This is a genomic window from Xanthomonas sp. BRIP62418 (genome assembly GCF_003993495.1).
In the GTDB taxonomy this organism is placed as follows: Bacteria; Pseudomonadota; Gammaproteobacteria; order Xanthomonadales; family Xanthomonadaceae; genus Xanthomonas; species Xanthomonas euroxanthea.
In genome coordinates this window covers 134977-158390 of the sequence record NZ_QEZG01000034.1, presented here as the reverse complement: position 1 = coordinate 158390, position 23414 = coordinate 134977, and the positions used below count along the sequence as shown (strand labels likewise).

The following is a 23414-nucleotide window of genomic DNA, read 5'->3' as shown; positions in this document are numbered from 1 at the left end:
TGTCACTGACCCGGGCGGCAGTCTTGCGACCACGCTTTCCATCCATGCCCTTGCCTGCTTGTAAGTCCTTGATCGAACACGATCCGGACAGGTCCTGTACCGCTTGCGCGGCGCCCCGGCAAAACCGGGCCGCGCAGTCTACCCGTTGCCGGGAATTCTTGCAAATGGATGCCGTCTCCGGCCAGGCGGGCCCTACCGGGCCCGTCTCAGCGCGGGATCAGATCTTCTTCTTCGGCGCGATCATCATGACCATCTGGCGCCCTTCCAGGCGCGGGCGCGACTCGATGACGATATCGTCGCCCAGGTCGGCCTCGATCCGCGACGCCATCTCGCGCCCCAGCTCCTGGTGGCTCATTTCACGGCCACGGAAGCGGATGTTGACCTTGACCTTGTCGCCCTCTTCCAGGAAGCGGCGCATGTTGCGCAGCTTGATCTGGTAGTCGCCCTCGTCCGTGACCGGACGGAACTTGAGTTCCTTGATCTCGACCTGCTTGGTCTTCTTCTTGGCCTCGTTGGCCTTCTTCTGCTGCTCGAACTTGAACTTGCCGAAATCCATGATCTTGCAGACCGGCGGATCGGCCTGCGGCTGGATTTCAACCAGATCCAGGCCTTCTTCCTCGGCCTTGGCGAGCGCTTCGTCGCGCGACAACACGCCGACCATCTCACCGTCGCTGCCGATCACGCGAACGCGCGGCACACGGATTTCTTGGTTCTTGCGGTTCTGTTTGTTGTCAGGGGTACTGATATTGCAATCTCCCAGGGGAATCGAACCGGCGCATCCGGATCATCCAGACCGGCCGGGGTTGGCTCACGCTGCCTGCTCTGCCTGCAGACGCTCGATGAAGGCCGAGACCGTCATGGTCCCGAGATCCTCTCCCGAACGAGTCCGCACGGCGACGGCACCGTTTTCCTTCTCGCGGTCACCGACGACGAGGAGATAAGGCACGCGTTGCAGCGTATGCTCGCGAATCTTATAACCGATCTTCTCGTTACGCAAATCGGCGTTCACACGGAAGCCTTGATTTGCAAGGGTTTTCCGAACCGAGTCGACATAGTCTGCCTGTGCATCGGTGATATTTGCGACAACGACCTGGACCGGAGCGAGCCAGGAGGGGAAGGCGCCGGCGTGGTGTTCGATCAGAATGCCGATGAAACGCTCCATCGAACCGACGATCGCCCGGTGCAGCATGACCGGATGCTTCTTCTGGCTGTGCTCGTCCACGTACTCGGCGCCGAGGCGGCCCGGCATCATGAAATCGACCTGCATGGTGCCTAACTGCCAGGTGCGGCCGATGGCGTCCTTGAGGTGGTACTCGATCTTGGGACCGTAGAAGGCGCCCTCGCCCGGCAGCTCCTGCCACTCCACCCCGCACACGCCCAGCGCGCTGCGCAGCGCGGCTTCGGCCTTGTCCCAGGTCTCGTCGTCGCCCAGGCGCTTTTCCGGGCGCAGCGCGATCTTGATCTCGATGTCCTCGAAGCCGAACGCGGTGTAGACCGCCAGCGCCTGCTGATGGAAGGCGGTGACTTCGGCTTCGATCTGCGATTCCAGGCAGAACACGTGCCCGTCGTCCTGGGTGAAACCGCGCACGCGCAGGATGCCGTGCAGCGCGCCGGACGGCTCGTTGCGGTGACAGGCGCCGAACTCGCCGTAGCGGATCGGCAGGTCGCGGTAGCTGTGCAGGCCCTGGTTGAACACCTGCACGTGGCCGGGGCAGTTCATCGGCTTGACCGCGTAGGTGCGCTTCTCCGACTCGGTGAAGAACATCGCATCCTGGTAGTTGTCCCAGTGGCCGGACTTCTGCCACAGCGACACGTCCAGGATCTGCGGGCAGCGCACCTCGCCGTAGCCACTGTCGCGGTAGACCTTGCGCATGTACTGCTCGACCACCTGCCACAGCGACCAGCCCTTGGGATGCCAGAACACCAGGCCGGGCGCCTCTTCCTGCAGATGGAACAGGTCCTGCTGCTTGCCGATGCGGCGATGGTCGCGCTTGTCGGCTTCCTCCATGCGCAGGATGTAGGCGTCCAGCTGCTTCTTGTCGGCCCAGGCGGTGCCGTAGATGCGCTGCAGCTGCTCGTTCTTGGCATCGCCACGCCAGTAGGCGCCGGAAATGCGGGTCAGCTTGAAGGCCTTGAGGAAGCGCGTGTTGGGTACGTGCGGGCCGCGGCACATGTCCACGTATTCCTGGTGGTAGTACAGGCCCATCGCGGTGATGTCGGCGGACATGTCCTCGATCAGGCGCAGCTTGTACTCCTCGCCGCGCTGGGTGAACACCTCGATCACCTCGGCGCGCGGGGTGACCTTCTTGATCACCTCGTAGTCCTGCGCGATCAGCTCCTGCATGCGCTGCTCGATCGCGGCCATGTCTTCGGGCGTGAACGGGCGCTCGCTGTAGATGTCGTAGTAGAAGCCTTCGGCGATGACCGGGCCGATCACCATCTTGACCTCCGGGTACAGCTGCTTGACCGCATGCCCGACCAGATGCGCGCAGGAGTGGCGGATGATCTCCACGCCTTCGGGGTCCTTGGCGGTGATGATGCGCAGGCTGGCATCGTGGTCGATGACGTCGCTGGCATCGACCAGCTGGCCGTCGACCTGGCCGGCGATGGTCGCCTTGGCCAGGCCGGCGCCGATCGACTGGGCGACCTGCATCACCGAGACGGGGGATTCGAATTCGCGGCGGCTGCCGTCGGGGAGCGTGATGTTGATCATGGGCAAGAATGAGGTCTGGGCTGGCTGCAGCGCGATGGCTGCAAGGGAGATCTGCCCGTTGCGGGACAGGCTCGGATAAAGGGGTGGCGAGAGGTGGTGCAGAAACAACGCCGTGCAGGCGCCTTGCCAACTGGCGCGGCCGGGATCAGCGGTGGGCGGTGGTAGTGCTCATGTCGCACGCTGGGCCGGCGCGGGGCGCGGGCCACCTTCTCGCAAGGGGTCTTGAGGAGAATGGTAAACCAATCAGCCCGCCGTTGCGCATGCCGGCACCGGGCCGGCGGGCGCGTGGCATGATGCCGGCCACCTGTGCTGCCAGTACCGACCATGACCATCAAGGGTAAAGCCACCTCGCTGGATATCGCCTACCTGGCCGGCGTGTCGCAGCCGACCGTGTCGCGCGCACTGCGCGGCAGCCCGATGGTCAACGAAGAAACCCGCAAGCGCATCCTGCGCATCGCCAACGAGTTGAACTACAAGGTCGACAAGAACGCCTCGTCGCTACGGCTGCGCAATGCGGGCACGCTGGCGCTGCTGTTCTTCGAAGACCCCACCGCCGACGATTCGCTGATCAACCCGTTCTTCCATTCGATGCTGGGCTCGATCACCCGCGCCTGCGCGCTGCAGGGCTACGACCTGCTGGTGTCGTTCCAGCAGCTGTCCAAGGACTGGCAGGCCGATTACGAAGACAGCAACAAGGCCGACGGCATCATCCTGCTGGGCTACGGCGACTACCAGCAGTCGCGCCAGCGGCTGCAGCTGCTGGTCGAGCAAGGCACCCATTTCGTCCGCTGGGGCGCGGCGCTGCCGGGGCAGCCGGGCATTTCGATCGGCAGCGACAACTATCAGGGCGGGCTGGACATCACCGCGCATCTGCTCGCGCAGGGCTGCCGCCGCATCGCCTTTCTCGGCCACGCGTCCAATCATTACCCCGAGTTCGAAGAGCGCTACCGCGGCTACGTGGCCGCGCTCAAGCAACAGGCGTTGGTGGCCGATCGCGCGCTGCAGTTCGACGCGATCACTACCGAGTCGTCCGGCCATGCCGCGTGCCTGGCGCTGCTCGACAGTGGCCTGGCCTTCGATGCGGTGTGCGCGGCCAGCGACCTGATTGCGATCGGCGCCATGCGCGCCTTGCGAGAGCGCGGCTTGCGGGTGCCGCAGGATGTCGCGGTGAGCGGCTTCGACGATATCGCCCTGGCGGCGTCGGTGGCGCCGGCGTTGTCGACGGTGCAGCAGGACACCAAGCAGGCCGGCACGCTGCTGGTGGAAAGCCTGGTGGCACTGATCCGCGGCGAAGCGGCGCAAAGCCGCACGATCCCGGTGAAGCTGGCCGTGCGCGACTCCTCGCGTAGCAACGGCCTGCAACCGCCGTTGGGCTGGACGCCGTCGCCGGCAACGGAGCCCGGCGATGTGGTGTGTGCTCAGGCGGCCAGCGGGGTTGCCGGACGCTGAGCGCTGGGAATTGGGAATTGGGAATTGGGAATTGGGAATCGGGAATCGGGAATCGGGAATCGGGAATCGGTAGAGCATGCATGGCTGGCTGCAGGATGGATCGCGGCCAACCGAACCCTGTGTAGGAGCGCGCTGGCGCGCGATGGAGCACTACCGGTAACGCCCCATCGCGCGCAAGCGCGCTCCTACCGATTGCGCAGGTCGCGCGCAGCTTGCTCGGTGATCGGCGTATGCAAAAGAAGATACGCCCATGCATGCGTGGCGGGCTGCGAGTCTGGTCGCGGCCATCGAATGCTTCGTAGGAGCGCACCCGGGCGCGACGGAGCATTCCCGGCAAGCCCTGTCGCGCCCGGGTGCGCTCCTACCTGTTGCGGGCGTCGCGCGCGGCTTGCTCGGCCATCTGCAGATCAAGCTGCTTGCGCAAGGCCGGATCGGTGACCGGCGCATCCGAGAGCAGCACGCGCACGCCGTGCGCGGGCACCGCGGCCAGCAGCCGACGTTGCACCCGCACCTGCTCGCCGCTCACCGCATCGCGCCAGGTGCCGGGCTGCAGAAAACGCGTCACTGCGATGGTCGCCGCTGCGTCGCCCTTATTGAGCAGCACCAACGCCGTCTGGTTGGCGCCCGCATGCTGATAGACCCGCAAGAACGCCGCCTGATCCCCGCGTAGCAGCACATCCACCTGTACGCCGCGCTGCAATGCCGGCATATCGCGACGCAGCCGCGCGATCTGCTGCAGCGGGCCGAAGATCGGGCTTTGCGGCGCGGTGCGGATGCGCTCCTGGCCAAAATAGTTGCGGTTGCCTGCATGTTCGGCACGCCCGCGCATGAAGCCGGTTTCCGAGCCGTAGTAGATCACCGGGATGCCGCGCGCGGTAAACAGCCAGTTGTGCACGTCGATAAAACCGGTGTCGCTGGCATCCAGGCGCGCCATGTCGTGGTTGTCGTAGAAGCTCATCAGCTCGTACGGATTGGCATACGGCCCCTGGCGCAGAAACAACGGCGTGGCGAGCTTTTCGAACCCGGCCTGCTCATGGCCGAAGACAGCGGAAAGCTGCTGCTTCAACGGGAAATCCAGCACGCTGACGCCGGCATTGCGCGCCCAGGTATGCCCGGCAATCTTGTTGGCGTCGTAATCGAAGGCCTCGCCGAACATGAAGAACCCGGGACGTTTTTCGCGGATGCGTGCCACGAACGCATGCCAGAAGCGGTCAGGCATCCAGCCGATGGTGTCGATACGAAACGCGTCGGCGCCCTGCTCCATCCACTGCAGATACGCGCCGGCCAGGTAATCGAGTACTGCAGGATTGCTTTCGTTGAGATCGGACAGCTCGGCCAGGCCGCCGCCGGTGTTGTAGAACGCATGCAGCGGAGTGTGCTGCGGATCCAGCTGCGCAGGCGGCAGATTCTGGTGGTCGGCGACCAGGCGGCCAGCGGCGTCGTACAGCTTGCCGAAGCCAGGCTGCGCCACCGGCATGGTATAGGCCGGGGAGCCATGATTGCCCACGATATCCAGTACCACTTTCAACTGGCGGGCATGCATGGCGCGGGTGAAGCCGGCAAAGTCCAGGCCCGGGCTGGGCAGATGCTCATCGAGCTTGTAGAAGTTCACGCCCCAGTAGCCGTGATAGCCGGTCTTGCCGTGGTCGCTGAGCGTACTGCCGCAGCTGATCGGCTTGCCGCCGGTGAAGGCCTGATCCGGATTGTCGACAATCGGCGTGATCCAGACCGCGCCAAACCCCAAGTCGCGGATGTAGTCGGCATGGTCGACGATGCCCTTGAAATCGCCACCCAGATAACCGATGTTGTCGCCGACGCCATCGGCACACGGCGTCGGCACATCGAAGGTGCGATGCGCACCGCCCTGCTCACGTTGATCGTTGCCGGGATCGCCATTGACGAAACGGTCGGTGACCACGAAATACACCGCGTCGGCGGCAAACGGCTCCAGCGTGCCGTAGTAATCGCCAGGTGCAGCCGCCGCATTCGCCGCGCCTGCACACATCATCACTCCAGCCATCATCACATGACGCATCACTGCCCTCCCGAGGCCACTGGAACCCGCACCGCGCACACGCCGGCAATGAGCAAGCTGGCGCCGCCGATGGCCAGCGCATAGATCGGCTGACCGTCGAGCCAGACGCGCAACACGAAGCCCAGCGCGCTGGCCGCGACCAGCTGCGGAATCACGATGAAGAAATTGAAGATGCCCATGTACACGCCCATCTTGGCGGCGGGCACGCTGTCGGACAGCAGGGCGTAGGGCAGCGACAGGATCGAGGCCCAGGCAAAGCCCACGCCCAGCATCGACAACAACAGCCACTGCGGGTCGCGGATCACCAGCATCGACAGCAGCCCGGCAGCGCCGAGCCACAGATTGCACAGATGGCTCCAGCGCAGGCCGATCGCACGCACCAACACTGGAATGACCAAGGCCGCCAACGCCGCAAACCCGTTGTAGGCCCCAAACAGCACGCCCACCCAGTTCGCGCCGTCGTTATAGGCGGCCGATGCGGTGTCGTTCGCACCGAAGTGCACCTGGGTGACCGCGGCGGTGGTGTAGATCCACATCGCAAACAGCGCAAACCAGGAGAAGAACTGCACCCAGGCCAGGCGCCGCATCGTCAGCGGCATGCTGCGCACGTCCTGCACGATCGCCACCAACATGCTGGTGGACGGCAGCACGCGCGCCAATGCAAGCAACGCCCCGTACGCCACGCACAGCCCGGCCAGCACGTAGAGCATGCGGTCGCCGTGCTGCCAGGCGATCACAGCAGCAAGCAGCACACCGATGCCGCACCAGAGCACACCTGCACGCGGCAACGGCAAGCTGCCAGCGATTGCCGCAGTGGCGACAGGCGGATGTGCATCATCGAAGCTTGCCAGCTGCTGCGGGCTGTATTCGCGCGTGCGCAACACCGTCCAGCTGATCGACAGAAACAGCACCGCTGCACCGAGGTAAAAAGCGTAGCGCACGCTGTCGGGCAACTGTCCCGGCGGCGCGGTATTGGCCACGCCCCAGTGGGTGAGCAGCCATGGCAGGAAGCTCGCCACGATTGCACCGATGCCGATGAAGAAGCTTTGCATTGCATAGCCGGCGGGCCGCTGCGCGGGCGGCAGCTGGTCGCCGACCAGGGCGCGGAATGGCTCCATCGAGATGTTGATCGAGGCATCCAGCACCCACAACGTGCCGGCGGCAACCCATAGCATCGGCGCATTGGGCATCACCAGCAAGGCCAGTGTGGTGAACACCGCGCCGACCATGAAATACGGGCGCCGGCGGCCCCATCGGGTCCAGGTGCGGTCCGACAGGTAGCCGATGATGGGCTGCACGATCAGGCCGGTCAGCGGTGCGGCGATCCACAAACCGGGCACGTCGTCGACCTGTGCACCCAGGGTCTGGAAGATGCGGCTGGCGTTGGCGTTCTGCAGCGCAAAGCCGAACTGGATGCCGAGAAAGCCGAAGCACATGTTCCAGATCTGCCAGAAACGCAGGCGTGGCTTGGCGGTCATTGCGCAGCCTCCGTGCTCGCCGCAGGTCCGACCAGCAGCGCGCTCACCTGCGCGGTATTGACCACGCCATCGCGACCGCCGCGGCCGCCATTGTACTGCGCAAAATGCGCCAGCGCACTCATGTTGAAGCCATCTTCCAGCCGGAACCGGCATGGCTGCCCGGCCACCGCAGTGAAGCTGACCTGCGTGGACAACTGCTCGCCCACGCTATGCGGCATCACCACGACCTGCGATTGCGGCGCCTGCCCCGGGCATTCCAGCACCAGCCGCTTGACCGCCGCAGTGACGCCGGTATTGATCGGGCCGTTGGCGTTGCGATAACGCAGCGATACGCGATGCCGGCCAGCATGTGTGGGAGTCCAGGCCCAGACCTGCCTACCCGCGACTTCCTGCAACGGGCCGAGCGTCACCGATGGACTGTGCAGCGACTCCAGGCCATCGGCGCGACGGGTCAGGCTGAGCACATGCAGCCTGCCGTCGTCGCGCAGGTCCCAGTGCCGCGTGGCGTTCAGTGCCTGCCCATCCATGTACAACGTCGCCCCTTCCGGAATCGCGATGCGGTAGCCGTCGCCCTGCCGTTGCACAACAGGCGCTTCGGGCGTGCCGGGTGCGAACACCTGGTCTGGCTGCGGTGGAACCGTGGTGTCGGCCTTGCGGCCGACCAGATGCACCAGAGTAGTCTGGCCTAGTTGCTCGACCTCCCCCGCCACCAGCAACCCACCTGCATCCGCCGTCGGCCGCTGCAGCACATACCGGCGGGCACCCTGTTCAAGCACGATCTGCTGGCGTTCGCCAAACAACAACGGCAGCAACACCCGCGGCAGTTTCGGAGCGACGCTGCCATCGGCGCCCACGCCGAACACGCCTTCCAGCACGGCGGAGAGATAACCGGCAACCGACCACAACTGCCGCGGCGAGTTCACCACCGGACCGCTGCGTGCGCCCTCCTCCACATGCACGGCCAGGCTCTGCATCTCGTAGTTTTCCATGTTGGAGCCGGCCAACGCGCTGCCGCGCATCAACGACTGCAGCTCCAGCGCAATACGCGGCGCATCGTCCAGCTGGCGTGCGGCGCGCAACGCATACGCGCTGACGAAGGGCCAGACGGCACGGTTGTGGTAGATCGGCTGCTCGGCTTCCTGCGGCCACACCACTGGGCTGCCGCCGGCAACCATCGGATACCTGCGCAGTGCGATACGCGCGCGGTCTTTCGGAAATACATCGGCCAGCACGCCGAGCGACACGCCGAGCAGATCGACCTTGGCGTAGCGCACCGGGTGCGCTGCATTGCCAAGGTAGCTCACGTACTGCTTGCTGCGCGCATCCCAGAAGCGCGCAGCGATGGCCTGGCGCAAGGCATCTGCCCACTGGGCGTACTGGTCCGCGCGCGCATCGCCATGCTGGCGCGCCAGTTGCTCGGCCAGACGCAGGGCCTGGTAGTGCAGCACGTTGGTGGACAAGGCAAAGGACTCGGCGATGAAACGCACGTCCTCGCGCGTCCACCGCGGATAGGTCTGCTCGCGCCAATCCAGGAACGAGGTTTCGCCACGGTAGAGCCCGATCTGCGCATCGAACACCGCGGCACGGTCTTGCGCGATGGTGTCCTGTAATGTACGCCAGACCTCTTCAGCGAATGACTGATCGTCCAGCAGGCCACGCGCGGCGAGGAACCACACCACACGGTCGCTGCTGATCGGCCAGCTGCCACCGGAGCCGGTGTCCTGCGCAACGAACAATCCCGGCGTCTGCCCATCGCGCGCCGCCGACAGCTTGAAGCGCAGCGCATTGCGCGTACGCTCCGGCTCCAGCCGCGCCAACGCCAGATCGGCGGCGAAGCTGACATCGCGCGTCCATACGTAAGGCCAGCGCTCACCGGTTTCGAAACACGCGCATGCCACCGGCTTGCCGTCATTGAAGGCTGGATCGCGGATCGCATCGACGCGGTCGTCGGCCATTTCCTGCTGGGCCAGGGCAAACAAGGCATCGAACAATGGACTGGCAGTGTGCGTACGCATCGGTTGCGGCCCGATACGACGCTCGCCCTGCGGCCAGCGCAGCACGAACCCACCGTCTTCGAGCGCCTGCGCCTGCGCGCGGCGGCCCTGGAATTCCAGCTCGTCGGCCAATAGCGGCGAGCTTGCCGCAACGCCGAGCGTTGCAGCCATGCAGATCATCTTCAGCATCGACGCGGCGAGACGGCTTGCACCGTCGGCCTCCCTCCCTCGTTGCACGCGTTGTAATGCGCGGCACTGGCGTGCCACGGGCGCGGACCCTCCCAGGTGCCGTGGCGCCATGGTAGACGCGCACTCCGGGGTTCGGCACCACTGCATACGTATTCATGGCATTGGCCGCAGTGCAGCATGGCCCATCCACGCCGCGTCATTGCATAGTCGCCACTGACGCAATGGCCGCCTTGGGAGGGGATATGCCGCTGTCTTCACATCGCGTGCGCTCGACATCGAGCGCCGCAAGCAGTGCGCGCCTGCTTGCCCTGCTGCTGCTCGGCAGCCTTGCCGGCATCGCACAGGCCGAGCGCATCGCCATCAGCGCGGATTCGCCTGGCAAAATCCTGCAGGTCAAGCTGGAAGTGGATGGCGGCACACCCTACTACCACGTGCAACGCCTGGGCCAGCCGGTGCTGGAGCGCTCGCGCCTGGGCTTCCAGTTACGCGACGGCCGGCTGGACCGCGGCCTGGTCGTCCTCTCGCAGGCGCGCCAGCATCATGACGACACCTGGGAACAACCCTGGGGCGAGACGCGCCTGGTGCGCAACCACTACAACGAACTACGCGTCAGTCTGGGCGAACCCGGTGGCGCGCAGCGCAGGATCGACGTGATCTTCCGCGTGTACGACGATGGCATCGGCCTGCGCTATCACTTTCCCGAACAAGCGGGATTACGCGAAGCCATCATCGACGAGGAAATCACCGAATTCGCCATCGCGCAGCCGTCCGAAGCGTGGTGGATTCCTGCAGGCGAGCCGATCCACTACGAATACCTGTATCAGCGCACGCCGTTGAACCAGGTCGCGCTGGCGCATACGCCACTCACCTTGCGTACCGAGAGCGGGCTGCACATCGCGCTGCATGAAGCGGCGCTGGTCGATTACGCCGGCATGTGGCTGCGCCGTACCGAAGGTCGGCGCCTGCGCGCGCAATTGTCACCCGCTGCCGAAGGCTGGAAGGTGCGGCGCACGCTGCCCTTCGACACGCCGTGGCGCACGCTGCAGATCGCCGACCAGGCCACCGGCCTGGTGGAATCCAACCTGATCCTCAACCTCAACGCGCCCAACGCCCTGGGCGACGTGAGCTGGGTCAAGCCGTCCAAGTATGTCGGGGTGTGGTGGGCCATGCATCTCAACCAGCAGACCTGGGCGACCGGGCCGACCCACGGCGCCACCACCGCCAACACCAGGCGCTACATCGATTTTGCCGCGGCGCACGGCTTTCGTGGCGTGCTGGTGGAAGGCTGGAATCCGGGCTGGAACGGCGAATGGTTCGGCAACGGCGGCAGCTTCGACTTTACCCGGCCGACGCCGGATTTCGACCTGCCCGCACTGAGCAACTACGCCGCCGGCAAGGGCGTGCATCTGATCGGCCATCATGAAACGGGGTGCGCAGTGGATCATTACGAAGACCAGATCGCCGAAGCGATGGACCTGTACGCCCGGTTCGGCGTGGACTCGGTCAAGACCGGCTATGTCTGCGACGACGGCCAGGTGGAGCGCCGCAACCCGGCAGGCGGTGCGCCGCTGCGCGAATGGCACGACGGCCAATGGATGGCGCGCCATCATCTGCGCGTGGTACGCGAGGCCGCCGAGCGGCATATCGCCGTCAACGCGCACGAGCCGATCAAGGACACCGGCCTGCGCCGTACCTATCCCAACTGGATCTCGCGCGAAGGCGCGCGTGGCATGGAGTACAACGCCTGGGGCCAGCCACCGAACCCGCCCGAGCACGAGGTCAACCTGGTGTTTACCCGCCTGCTCGCTGGGCCGATGGATTACACGCCGGGCATCGTCAGCCTGAAAGGCCGCGACGGCCAGGCGATTCCCAGCACGCTCGCGCGCCAGCTGGCGCTGTACGTGACGCTTTACAGCCCGATCCAGATGGCCGCCGATCTTCCCGAGCATTATCTGCAGCACCGTGACGCCTTCCGCTTCATCGAGGACGTGGCGGTGGATTGGGACCAGACCCGTGCCTTGAATGGCGAAGTCGGCGACTACGTCACCATCGCCCGCAAGGACCGGCATAGCCGTGACTGGTTCCTGGGCAGCATTACCGACGAGCATGGCCGGCTGCTGCAGGTGCCGCTCGGATTTCTTGAGCCCGGCGTGCGTTACACCGCGCAGATCTATCGCGACGGCGACGGCGCCGACTATGTCAGCAACCCGTTTGCCTTTGTGCGCGAACAACGCCAGGTCAGCAGCGTTGACACGCTGGAACTGCGTCTTGCGCCAGGCGGTGGGCAGGCGATTCGCTTCGTGCCGATGGATGGGAAGCGCTGACTTGGTCACAACGGCTTGCCGAGGCGGCCTTCAACGCGACCGATGATTGCCTCACGCAGCGGCACCGCAGCCGCTGCGGATCGCGCAATGACGTTGCCTCACGCCGGGCGCACCTCGTACCGCGTTGCAGCGGAGCTTGCGTGGAATCGATTTCAGCGCAATCAGCCGGGTTGAATACGTATGCAGTGCCCGTTTGCGTGCAGGTGCGGTGTCTACCATACGTTGCAGTCGTGATGCCGGTAGTGGCGCGCGATGCAATGCATCCAGGCGTCTGCCGGATCGAAAAATCAAAGAACAACATGTACCTGGGAGGGGAAAATGTTGAAGCACAAGCGCTCCGCGCTGAGTATCGCCCTGGCCGTTGCCATGGCACCGACGTTGGCGGCCGCACAATCGGCGGCGCCGGCGCAAGCAACCGACACCGAACAAACTGCTTCCGAAAACACCGCCGGCGCGGTGACCGAGCTGGACAAGGTCCAGGTCACCGGCCTGCGCCGCGCGATCGAGGGCGCCATCTCGGTCAAGCGGGATTCCACCTCGATCGTGGAAGCCATTTCCGCCGAAGACATCGGCCGCCTGCCGGACGTGAGCATCGCCGAATCGCTGGCGCGCCTGCCTGGCCTGGCTGCACAGCGTGTCGCCGGTCGCGCGCAGGTGATCAGTGTGCGCGGGCTGTCGCCGGATTTTTCCACCACCCTGCTCAACGGCCGCGAAGTGGTCAGCACCGGTGACAACCGCAGCGTGGAATTCGACCAATACCCGTCCGAACTGGTCAGCGGCGTCACCGTCTACAAGACGCCCGATGCCGGCCTGGTCGGCCAGGGCTTGTCCGGCACCGTCGACATGCAGACCGCACGCCCGCTCAGCTACAACGAGCGCGTGATCGCCATCGGTGGCCGTTATCAGCGCAACTCGCTGGGCAAAGCCGCCAACGTCGATCCGTACGGCAACCGCTTCAATATCAGTTACATCGACCAGTTCGCCGACCGTACCATCGGCCTGACCGTCGGCTACGCCCACACCGACATGCCGATCCAGGAAAACCAGGTGGGCCTGTACGAGCCCTGGCAACCGGTCAATGCACAGCGCCCGCGCCCCGGCGTGGCCGATGGCGTGTACTTTTCCGACGGCATCAAGGCATTGCGCCGCACCGGCAACCAGAAGCGCGACGGCGTCATGGCCACGTTGCAGTACCGCCCGTCCAACGCCTGGACCAGCACGCTCGACGCCTTCCATACCGAAGCCGAGCAGATCGACACCGCCAACCAGTTCGAGCTCAACCTGAGCAACTACAACGGTGGCTATACGCCGGGCTTGAACATCAGCAACGTGCACGTCAACGACAGCAACAGCTTCGTCGGCGGCACCGCCAGCGGCGTCTACCCACTGGTCCGCGGCATGTACAACAAGCGCGAAGACACCATCGACGCGTTTGGCTGGAACAACGAGATCTCCGCCGGCGCCGTCAAGCTCGTCGCCGACCTGAACTACTCCAGGGCCACCCGCGACGAATTGAACCTGGAGAACAATCTCCAACGTGCGCCCATGCCGCAGCTGGACACCGTGGGTGTGTCTGTCGTCGGCAACGGTTTCTCGCAGCTGGCGCCGGGCATGAATTATTCCAGTCCCGACGCGCTGTTCCTGACCAACACCATCTATGGTTCCGGCTACGGCAAGGTGCCGCGCGTGGAGGATGTGCTCAAGGGCGCACGCCTGCAGGCCAGCTTCCCGATGCCCGACGCGTTGAGCTGGTTCTCGGATCTGGATGTGGGCGTCAACTACGCCAACCGCGAAAAGCAGAAGACCCAGCCCGAAGGCAACATCACCCTCGACGCGCAGGGCGAATCCACCATCGCGCCGGACCTGCAGTACGCGCCTGTCAATCTGGGCTTTGCCGGCATCGGCTCCCTGCCCGCCTGGAACGTGCCGGCGGTAGTCTCGCGCTACATGCTGTTCAACCCCAGCGACGACGCCTCGTTCCTGGTATCCAAGGCCTGGACGGTCGAAGAGAAGATCACCACCGCCTGGGTGCGTGCCAATCTCGATACCGAATGGGGCGATGTGGGCGTGCGCGGCAATCTCGGCGTGCAATTGCAGAGCGCCGATCAGTCCTCGCGCGCGAGCTATTGGGACGCGTCGCAGCCGGTGGGCAGCGAAGTGCGCCCGATCGACGACGGCAAGACCTACCGCGACTGGTTGCCCAGCCTGAATCTGGCCTTCCAGTTCCAGTACGAGCAGACCTTGCGTTTTGCACTGGCAAAGCAGGTTGCACGTCCGCGCGTGGATCAGCTGCGCGCCTCGCTGGAATTCGGTGTCGACACCTCCACCGGCCGCCCCGGTGCCAGCGGCGGTAACCCGATGCTCGATCCCTGGCGTGCGAACGCCATCGATCTTTCCTACGAAAAATATTTTGCCGAGCGCGCCTACGTGGCCGCAGCGTTCTTCTACAAGGACCTGAAGAGCTACATCTACACCCAGAGCCGCGACAACTACGATTTTTCCGCATTGGTCGCCGGTTACGTGCCGCCGCCGGGCTCGGCGCCGGTGCTGACCACCGGTACCTTCAGCGCCCCGTTCAACGGCAAGGGCGGCACGCTGCGCGGCGTCGAACTCACTGCTTCGCTACCGCTGGATCTGCTGTTTGCGCCACTGGAAGGTTTCGGCATCCAGGCCAGCGCCACCTTCAACGACAGCGACGTCAAGATTCGCGACCCGGAAAGCGCCTCCAGTGTCGGCGATGGCGAGATCAGCCTGCCGGGCCTGTCCGAACGCGTCTACAACCTCACCGCCTACTACGAGCACAAGGGTTTCGAGGCACGCGTCAGCCAGCGTCGGCGCTCGGACTTCATCGGCGAGATCGGCAACTTCAACGGCAACCGCACGCTGCGCTACGTCGTCGGCGAAAACATCACCGACGCGCAGATCAGCTACAGCTTCAGCGACAGCAGCGACCTCGCCGGCCTGACCCTGCTGCTGCAGGCCAGCAACCTCAGCAATTCGCCCTACCGCACCTATGCCGAAACCAAGGACCGTCCACTGGAATACATAGAATGGGGCCGCACCTTCGTGCTGGGGGTCAACTACAAGTTTTGACGGGATGTGAGCGACAAGCGATGCGCTGATTGGCTACATCGTTAGTTGTGGCTACATCGTGCCTGTAGCCGTAACGTCACCTGTGGCTGCATTGCTACCTGTAGCTACAGCGTCACCTGTGGCTGCAGCGTCACTTGTGGCTAGCGTGGCCCCCTAGCTACAGCGTTACTTGAGGCTGCATCATTATCTGTAGCTGACTCACTGCCTGTAGCAGACTCGTTGCCTGTGGCTGCAGCGTTCCCTGCGTGCCAGTGAGCTGACCGCCCACGGCGCCAGCCCTCTGCACCAAAGCCCCTCTCCCACTGGGAGAGGGGTTGGGCGGCGCAAGCGCAGCGTGCACCCACGCAGTGCCCAGCGTTGCTCCATGGGCCGTCACTCAGGAGGCGGCGCTGCTGAGCAATAAACAACGATCACCTTTTTGACCGGCCTGGCGCCATCAATCAAAAGAAACCCGCCGACGTGATGTCGGCGGGTTTCTTTTTCCAGGTTTCTTTACCCGAATCTGTATCCACTCTGTATCCACTTCTAAAAAATGCCCAAGATCAACCGCCGATCACGGCATTACCGGATAAAAGCAGCGCTATTCGCACGGCATCGGCCTGGGGCATCGCGATAGCACCAAGGCTGCCCGCAACACATCCATCCTCGCAGTCGATCACCATCGATCTGTACCTACCAGTCGGACATCCCGGACGTATGCAAGGCATCACCGCGTGCCGCGTCCGAACAGCAGCAGCAAGGGGATCTATGAAAGGCTCGCGCAGCCCGCGTCGCACTGCAGGTAGCCAGCGAACCAAAGAACTCCGAGGTAAAGAAAAGCGAGGCACCCCTTCAGGAATGCCTCGCTACGTAGAAGGCGATCACGCAACCACAGCTACCGGTCACGATGCCACATCAGCCACCTTCGATCGCGCACACCACCGCATGCCCGGCCAGGCGCAGGTGGCCATGTTCGATGGCTCCGCGCTCCACGCCCGGCACATCGACTTGCCTCCACGCGCCAGCCGGAAGCCCAAGTTCGGCCCTGTGCGCCGACAGATTGAATGCCAGCAACATCACCCGGCCGGCATGCTCGCGCCGGAACATCAACACAGGCTCGGCGGTGTCGTAGAACGTGATCGCACCCTCGCGCAACGCAGGCTCGCCCTTGCGCCACGCCAGGAACTGGCGCACCGCGCTGAGCACGGACAACGGATCGTCCTGCTGCACACTCACCGCATTCGCACGATGCTCCTCAACCAGCGGCAGCCACGGTTTGCCGCTGCTGAAGCCTGCCGACGGCGCGTCCGTCCACGGCATCGGCGTGCGGCAGCCATCGCGCCCCTTGAAGGTTGGCCAGAAGGTGATGCCGTACGGATCGCGCAGGTCCTCGTACGCCACCTCCGCCTCACCCAGGCCCAGCTCCTCACCCTGGTACAGGCAAATCGACCCGCGCAGCGAACACAGCATCGCCACCACCATCCGCGCGAATGCCGGCGACGCATCTACCCCGCCCCAACGCGTCACCGCGCGCACCACATCGTGGTTGGAAATTGCCCAGCACGGCCAGCCCTCCAGCATCGTGGCTTCGAGCCGGCTCACCGTCTCGCGGATATAGGCCGCGCTGTAGTCTTGCACCAGCAGCTCGAAGCTGTAGCCCATATGCAGGCGGCCATGAGCGGTGTACTCGGCAGTGGTCGCCAACGAGTCTTCCGACGAGATCTCGCCAAGACTCACGGCATGCGGATAGAGGTCCAGCAGCCCGCGTAGGCGCTCCAGGAAGGCCAGATTTTCTGGCTGCGTGTTGTTGAAGTAGTGGTACTGATACGCGTACGGATTGTCGGCACTGAAGCCGCGCCCCACCCGCTTGTCGGCCGGCTTGGCCGGATTGTCACGCAACTGCGCATCGTGGAAGCAGAAGTTGATCGCATCCAGGCGGAACCCATCCACCCCGCGATCCAGCCAGAAGCGTACGTTGTCCAGCGTCGCCTGTTGCACCTCGGTGTTGTGGAAATTGAGGTCTGGCTGATCCACCAGGAAGTTGTGCAGGTAATACTGTTCCCGCCGCGGCTCCCACTGCCACGCCACCCCACCGAACAGCGACAACCAATTGTTCGGCGGCGTCCCGTCCTCACGCGGATCGGCCCACACGTACCAATCCGCCTTTGCGTTGGTCCTGTCCTGCCGGCTCTCCTGGAACCACGCATGCGCGATCGAGGTGTGGCTCAACACCTGGTCGATCATCACCTTCAAGCCGAGGCCATGCGCCTTGTCGAGCAGCCGATCGAAATCGTCCAGCATCCCGAACAGCGGATCCACCGCACGATAGTCCGCGATGTCGTAGCCGAAATCGGCCATCGGCGACTTGAAGAACGGCGAAATCCAGATCGCATCCACGCCCAACCCGGCGATGTAGTCGAGTTTGGCGATGATGCCGGGCAAATCGCCCACCCCATCGCCATTGGAATCCAGAAAACTGCGCGGATAAATCTGATAGATGACGGCCCCGCGCCACCATGATGTCTGCGACATGTACGCCCCTCCCGGGCCATTGCAGGCGCCAGAACATGCGCCCAGCCAAGGCAGTTAGGGTAGCGGCGCCCGCAGCGTACGGCGCATTTGTGCATACGTATTCATGTCGCTAGGCAGCAAGGCCTCGATCGCTCAAAAAGCTACATTACGATTCGCAGCATCTCACTAGTCACCATGCTGGCATGACATGCAAAAGACGTCAGACCCAAGCGCATCGAAGCGTTGCATGTAAAAATTTCTGTTCTGCAACTGAAACTGGCGGCTGATTGACACCAAAAGCGACCTGTTTCGAGGCTGCCAGCAACCGATGCATCACCCGTCCGTTAATCTGCGACGGGTTTTAGACACATTGCGCATACCGGCTCGAGCTTATGCGTGATCCTCAAGGTCGTCGTCTTTGACACGCTTGCGTTTACCTGAGCCCTTTCGGTTCGCATAAAAGTCTTCCAGCCACTGCTCTGGCGTCAGCTGGTCTACGCTTACACCCAGCTTGTCGGCTTTCCGCGACAAAATTTGATGCATGATTTCGATGTTGTCGGTTGAGGATGAAATCACTGAAAGGGCATCATCCATCCCACGCAGGTTGAGCTGGCACACCGCCGAGGCATGGCCTTGCTTGACCAGGAAGCAGCGCGAGCGTTCGTCCAGCGACACCACCACCTGATACTCGGCGTCAGTGAGCTTGAGCCCTTCCATATAGTCGTCGCGGCTGGCGCTGGGATTGGGCAGCAGGACCATGGTCGCCGTCTGTTCGATCAACGCGGCTGCGATGTCGCTCGCCAGTGCGTCTTCCGGGCTCTGCGTGGCGAAGATGCCCAGACCGTTCTGCTTACGGATCGTCTTCTGCTTGTTCTTGGCGAATTCCTTCAGCCCGCCCTTGCCGTCCAGAATCTTCCAGAACTCGTCCATGACATAGATCAATGGACGCCCGTCGATCAGCGCTTCCAAGCGATGCAGCAAATAGTTGATCACCGGCACGCGCACTTCGGCGTTATCGATCACATCGGTGTAGTCGAAACCAATGATCGATGCGCGCGTCAGGTCGACGGTGTCCACCGGATTGTCGAATACCCAGCCCAATGAATTGCCGGCGGTCCAGCGGCGCAGGCGTGCATACAGCCCATCGTCGCCCATGTTGGGCAGGCTCTTGCGGAAATTGCTCATGCTGCGCAGATGCATCGGCGTGTCCAGCATGCCTTCCACTGCGCGATAGATGTCTTCTTCCTCACGCGAGCTGTATTCGGGCTTGCCGCCCAGTACCTTGATCAGCTCGGCCAGGAATTGCGTGTTGGCCTCGTTGCGTTCGCACTGGAACGGATTGAAGCCCGTCGGCGCGCCATTTTCCAGCGCCAGATAGTTGCCTCCGCAGGCGCGCACGAAAATCTCCGCGCCGCGATCCTTGTCGAAAAAGAAGATCGTCGGAACCGGGTCGAACTTCTGCACCTGGCTCAACAGGAAGTTGATCAGCGCCGTCTTACCGGTACCGGACTTGCCGATCACCATGGTGTTGCCGATCGCCTTCTCGCCCAAAGAATTCTCGGCCGGATGCGTAGCATGGAAGTTGAAGTAATACGGTTGACCATTGGTGGTCTGCAGCGTGGTGACGCAATCACCCCACGGATTGCTGTGTTGCTTGCCCTGGGCGAAGTTGTGCAGCGGCGACAGGCCCAGGAAGTTGAGAGAACTCAGATTGGCAATGCGCGTACGGAAGCGCCAGTTGCCCGGCAGCTGCGCGTAGAACGACGAAGCGATCGCTAGGTCTTCCTTGGACGACACGAAGCCGGCATTAGAGAGCTCTGCACGCGTGGTCGCGATTTGCCGGGCGAGTTTTTCCTGGCTGTCGGCGTACACCGCAATGGTGAAGTGATATTCGCCCAGCACGAAGTTGCCCGAGGCCACGTCGTCCATCGCCAGGTCCAGATCGCGGATCTGGCTGGAGGATTTGTCACCAGAGGAAATCATCATGCCCTTGGTACGGTCCAGCACCTTCAAGGCGTCATGACGACCCACCGGGCTAAAGGAGTGGGTAACAACATACTCGAAGTCGAGATACTTCAACCCATTGAGGATGCCCGGATAAGTCCCGTCGGCGTATTCCTTGACATTGAGGATCGCGCCGAAATGATTGATGCCATCCGGCGTGCGGATGACGAAGTCGCCGGTCTTGTTGGCGAACATGTGCTTGCTGACAGGCAGATACGCTGGAACCGGCGCCTGCAGCACAGGGACCGGCTCGTCGATGCGATTCAATAAGTAACCAAGAAACTCTAAGGCCTCAGAAAACACGACACCGTTCTTGGCTTCGTACATACCCAGTCGATAAGGTGAGTAGTCTTTGAGAACTGCCTCGACATTAGTGGCCAGTTCGATCACCTTGGCGATTGCCTGTTCTTCCTCGCCCCGAATCTTGTTCGGATCGCCGGACTTTTCCATCAAACGACGCCCGGTAACCACCGGACGGTAGATCATGCTGAAGTACAACTCGTTCTGCATGATCTTCTGCGACGACAGCGCCGCGTAATACTCATCGGAGAGCGTCTGGTTGAACGACTGATTGAAACGGCTGGAATTACCGATCTTGCGTCGGCGACGAACGTCGTGAACCCAGAACGCCACATTGGCAAAGTCTGGAGCACGCAAAGTCTGTACCAACCGGTTGAAGGTATTGTGCCGTTGCTCAAGTTCGAACTCATCGCGCCCAACGAACGGCAGACCCGCCAGATGCCAGATCAATAGATAGTCCCCACCGGTCGTCTTCAGAACAGAAGGCGCGACATGGGTCGAAATGGAGACGAATTCACTGATCGGACTATCTGGGCTGAACATGGTCTTACCAATTTAAGAAGGAAGCATCACACCAAAACGATCGTGCCAAACGCCAACCCCATGCGGTTTGCGCGCATGGGGTTGGTCGAACGACTTACTTGCTTACTGGCGTTTTCCCGGGGGAGTCTTGCGGTACTCGTTAGGACTGAACACCCACATCCCCGAATAACGCTGAACATTCCGGGCGCGCATACGGAACAACCAGCGCAATCCCAACAACCTGAAGATCATCTCGTCCCGCTTGGCCATCTGTTGCATGGCGAAGATGATGACGGGAATCGTCAACAGATACCAAAGATTGGTGTACATCCCCAACAGCAGGCCGCCACCCGCACCGATGAAGAATGGGATGTAAGGCACTCCCAAAAACATCGCTGGACGAGTGCACCCACGGAAGAGAACGTCTTTATGCATAGGACTGAGCAAGCTGCAGCAATGTCATGGAGACGCTTTTGCAATCTTCAGTACCTTCGCTACCAATCACCATATTGGCGATTTGGCCAGCTGCACCGATCAGGACGCCACCAATCAGGATCGGCGAGACCTCAGCGATACGCTTGTGAGCAAAGGCAATCTGGTAACCGGCAATAATCACCGCAATCGTGACCACGGCGACCGAACCCATGTTCAGCAGCGAATTGACGTTGTTAAGAAAGCCGCATACCTTCGTGTCAGTTTCGGCTAGGCCGCCGGCACTAGGCGTTGCACCGACACCGGACGCAAGCAGCAGCAACGAGGTAAACACGAAAGCCTTCAATGCCTGTTGGCCGATCATCTTGGCGTCAGCGGCCGTCTTCTTGTTAATTTCAAACTTCATATCAATCTCCTTGGGGAACAGGGGGGGCTAATAGCCAATCCTTGGCAGGTTTTCCTTCCTGGTTAAAAAACGAATGCGGCATCTTTTTGCTGTGTCGCAGGCATCGGTTGCGCCGGTGCCATGCTGGCTGGCGCTTGGTTCATTACGGTTGGGGCTTGTTGCACGCCGGCAGGTAGGGCAACACCCCGCCCCTGTCCGGTTGCCTTGACCACATATAGTCCGTCGTCGGCTGTACTGGCCTGGGATACGTGGGGCGATGGCAGTTGTGTCGGCGTGGGCGATGCAATCATAGGGCCCTGCTGTGAAGCTTCTGTGCGCCCGGGATTTGCGAGATCCTGGATCCGACGTGCAACGATCGCATCAGCCAGCTCGGCGGCTGCCTGACGCAAGGGTTTTTCGACACGTACCTTGATCGGGCGGTTCGGAATCACGGTGATCGGCTCGGCCCCCGAAGATGCCACCGACTGACGAATGGAGGCATAGATCTTCTGGACATAACCATGCTTGAAGCCGGTTTCGAAGTTGCCCGAGTAGTAGCAACTGAACGACTTGCCCCAGTTGGCACCGGATCGCGAGTGGCACTCGGCCAGGATCCTGGATGCAGCGACCAGGTTGGGACACTTGGCAAAGGCCATCTCATAACTGGTCAGCCCGTACTTCTGCAGGTTGTAGCGATTGACCTGACCAAGCCCCAGGGAGAAATTGTAGCCCTTCTGTTCCAGCATCTTGGCCGTGGCTACCGCTTCTTCGAGCCCACGCGGTTCGCGTGCCAGCCGGCCACCGACTACGCCGATGGCGTACGGATTGCGCGAAGACTCCACGCGAACGACGTGCTGCATGACCTCGCCTGGGACGGCAAGTCCAGTACAACCCATCAATTCCATGCCAGGCAGCATAGCGGTCTCCTTGAAACTGGATCGAAGTCAATCATTGGCGGCCGTCAGCCGCCACGCAGAGTTCTTGCCGGATCGAAATCGATTCCGGTAATAAAGCGGCGCCCGGCGTGCGCCTTGATGTGCACCACGATATCGATGGTCATACGCAGCAGCCGTTTGATCACCTCGAATTCCAGCCCGGAGCCTTCGTTGGACGCTTTCACCATGAGCGCCAGCTGGTCCCAGGTCTGCTCGACGCTGCCGGCATGGCAACTGGTGATCGAACCAGGATGGCCGGATGCACAGTTACGGATGAAATAAAACGACTCATCGCCACGCAACTCGGCCAGGATGATTCGATCCGGCTTCATGCGCAGGCAGGCCTCCATACAACTCTTGGCAGTCACATTACTCACACTTTGGCCACCTTTAGAATACAAAAGGTGCACCGAATTGGGCTGACTGATGAATAGCTCGCGGGCGTCTTCAATGGTGACCAGGCGTTCCTCGTTCGGAATGTGATTGACCAGCGCCTTCATGAAGGTGGTCTTGCCACTACCGGTTGCACCGGCGACCACCACATTCTTCTTGTAAAGCACCGCTTTCTTGAAGAACTCGGAGTACTCCTTGTTGCGACGCAACTCGAGCAGTTCACGGTCGTGATCGCTGACATCGGCAGCCTGCTCGAGTACCTGGTCAAAAAACCCATCGCTTGTGTACTGCTCGAGGGTCTTGGTGTGTTTGGAGGGCAGGCGAATCGTGATCGAGACCTTGCCGGCATCGCAGGCAGGCGGAATGACGAACTGCGCACGCTGGCCCGTCGGAAAGGTCAGAGAGACCACCGGATCGGCGTCAGTGATGCGCTGACCGGTGTTGCTTTCGTTGACGACCGCCGTACAGAACTGCCGGGCCCGATCAAAGGTCAGCGACGGCACATCCATGCGTTGCCAGCCATTGATCGTCTCCAGGTATAGCTCACCAGGACGATTGATGCAGATTTCCGTGACTTCGGGCGAATTCAAATAGTCCAGGATCCCCAGTACGGAGTACTGATAATCCAGGAAATCATTCGATATCCGCGCCGTCGGAGAATCGTCGATCGTCATGGCG

At 62.5% G+C, this 23414-nt stretch carries 14 protein-coding genes; 3 read left to right on the top strand and 11 right to left on the bottom strand.

The features are described from left to right. Window positions 1–217: 217 nt before the first annotated feature. On the bottom strand, window positions 218–745 hold the full coding sequence (infC, locus tag EO174_RS09440) for a translation initiation factor IF-3 (RefSeq protein ID WP_304941635.1): 528 nt from the start codon (window positions 743–745) through the stop codon (window positions 218–220). Window positions 746–808: 63 nt separating this feature from the next. After that, a complete protein-coding gene (thrS, locus tag EO174_RS09435) occupies window positions 809–2713 on the bottom strand; it encodes a threonine--tRNA ligase (protein ID WP_126944032.1) in 1905 nt (634 codons plus the stop codon). A gap of 324 nt (window positions 2714–3037) precedes the next feature. On the opposite strand from thrS, the gene EO174_RS09430 reads away from it, so the two are divergent. Beyond that, window positions 3038–4162 (top strand): LacI family DNA-binding transcriptional regulator, encoded by a 1125-nt coding sequence (locus tag EO174_RS09430; protein WP_126944029.1) that lies wholly within the window; start codon window positions 3038–3040, stop codon window positions 4160–4162. A 361-nt stretch (window positions 4163–4523) separates the two neighbouring features. On the opposite strand, the gene EO174_RS09420 is transcribed toward EO174_RS09430, so the two are convergent. From EO174_RS09420 to EO174_RS09410, 3 genes are read right to left on the bottom strand one after another with little or no spacing between them, the layout of a single operon-like run. Continuing rightward, window positions 4524–6185 (bottom strand): alpha-amylase family glycosyl hydrolase, encoded by a 1662-nt coding sequence (locus EO174_RS09420; RefSeq protein ID WP_164740160.1) that lies wholly within the window; start codon window positions 6183–6185, stop codon window positions 4524–4526. Between the two features lie 11 nt (window positions 6186–6196). Then, window positions 6197–7675, bottom strand: coding sequence for an MFS transporter (locus EO174_RS09415; protein ID WP_126944026.1), 1479 nt, complete (start codon window positions 7673–7675; stop codon window positions 6197–6199). Continuing rightward, on the bottom strand, window positions 7672–9858 hold the full coding sequence (locus tag EO174_RS09410; protein WP_126944023.1) for an amylo-alpha-1,6-glucosidase: 2187 nt from the start codon (window positions 9856–9858) through the stop codon (window positions 7672–7674). Before EO174_RS09410 ends, EO174_RS09415 begins: the two co-directional genes overlap by 4 nt. A 242-nt stretch (window positions 9859–10100) precedes the next feature. Here EO174_RS09410 and EO174_RS09405 point away from each other — a divergent pair, with 242 nt between their 5' ends. Further along, the gene (locus tag EO174_RS09405; RefSeq protein WP_126944020.1) at window positions 10101–12182 is read left to right on the top strand and encodes a glycoside hydrolase family 97 protein; all 2082 of its coding nucleotides are present in this window, start codon (window positions 10101–10103) and stop codon (window positions 12180–12182) included. A 318-nt stretch (window positions 12183–12500) separates the two neighbouring features. Beyond that, window positions 12501–15275 (top strand): TonB-dependent receptor, encoded by a 2775-nt coding sequence (locus tag EO174_RS09395; RefSeq protein WP_164740153.1) that lies wholly within the window; start codon window positions 12501–12503, stop codon window positions 15273–15275. An 894-nt stretch (window positions 15276–16169) separates the two neighbouring features. Here the strand turns inward: EO174_RS09395 and EO174_RS09390 are convergent. From EO174_RS09390 to virB11, 6 genes are all read right to left on the bottom strand, one after another. Then, entirely contained in the window at window positions 16170–17786 is a 1617-nt protein-coding gene (locus EO174_RS09390) for an alpha-glucosidase (protein WP_126944011.1), read from the bottom strand. 369 nt (window positions 17787–18155) lie between these two features. Continuing rightward, window positions 18156–20612 carry a VirB4 family type IV secretion/conjugal transfer ATPase gene (locus tag EO174_RS09385; RefSeq protein WP_126944008.1) on the bottom strand — a complete coding sequence of 819 codons (2457 nt, stop codon included), beginning with the start codon at window positions 20610–20612 and terminating at the stop codon, window positions 18156–18158. A 102-nt stretch (window positions 20613–20714) separates the two neighbouring features. Continuing rightward, complete coding sequence (locus EO174_RS09380; protein WP_115677508.1) at window positions 20715–21026, bottom strand: VirB3 family type IV secretion system protein; 312 nt, start codon at window positions 21024–21026, stop codon at window positions 20715–20717. After that, complete coding sequence (locus EO174_RS09375; RefSeq protein ID WP_115677509.1) at window positions 21019–21429, bottom strand: TrbC/VirB2 family protein; 411 nt, start codon at window positions 21427–21429, stop codon at window positions 21019–21021. Before EO174_RS09375 ends, EO174_RS09380 begins: the two co-directional genes overlap by 8 nt. Window positions 21430–21491: 62 nt before the next feature. Further along, on the bottom strand, window positions 21492–22313 hold the full coding sequence (locus EO174_RS09370) for a lytic transglycosylase domain-containing protein (protein ID WP_164740159.1): 822 nt from the start codon (window positions 22311–22313) through the stop codon (window positions 21492–21494). Window positions 22314–22369: 56 nt separating this feature from the next. After that, on the bottom strand, window positions 22370–23410 hold the full coding sequence (virB11, locus tag EO174_RS09365) for a P-type DNA transfer ATPase VirB11 (RefSeq protein ID WP_164740152.1): 1041 nt from the start codon (window positions 23408–23410) through the stop codon (window positions 22370–22372). Between the last annotated feature and the right edge of the window lie 4 nt (window positions 23411–23414).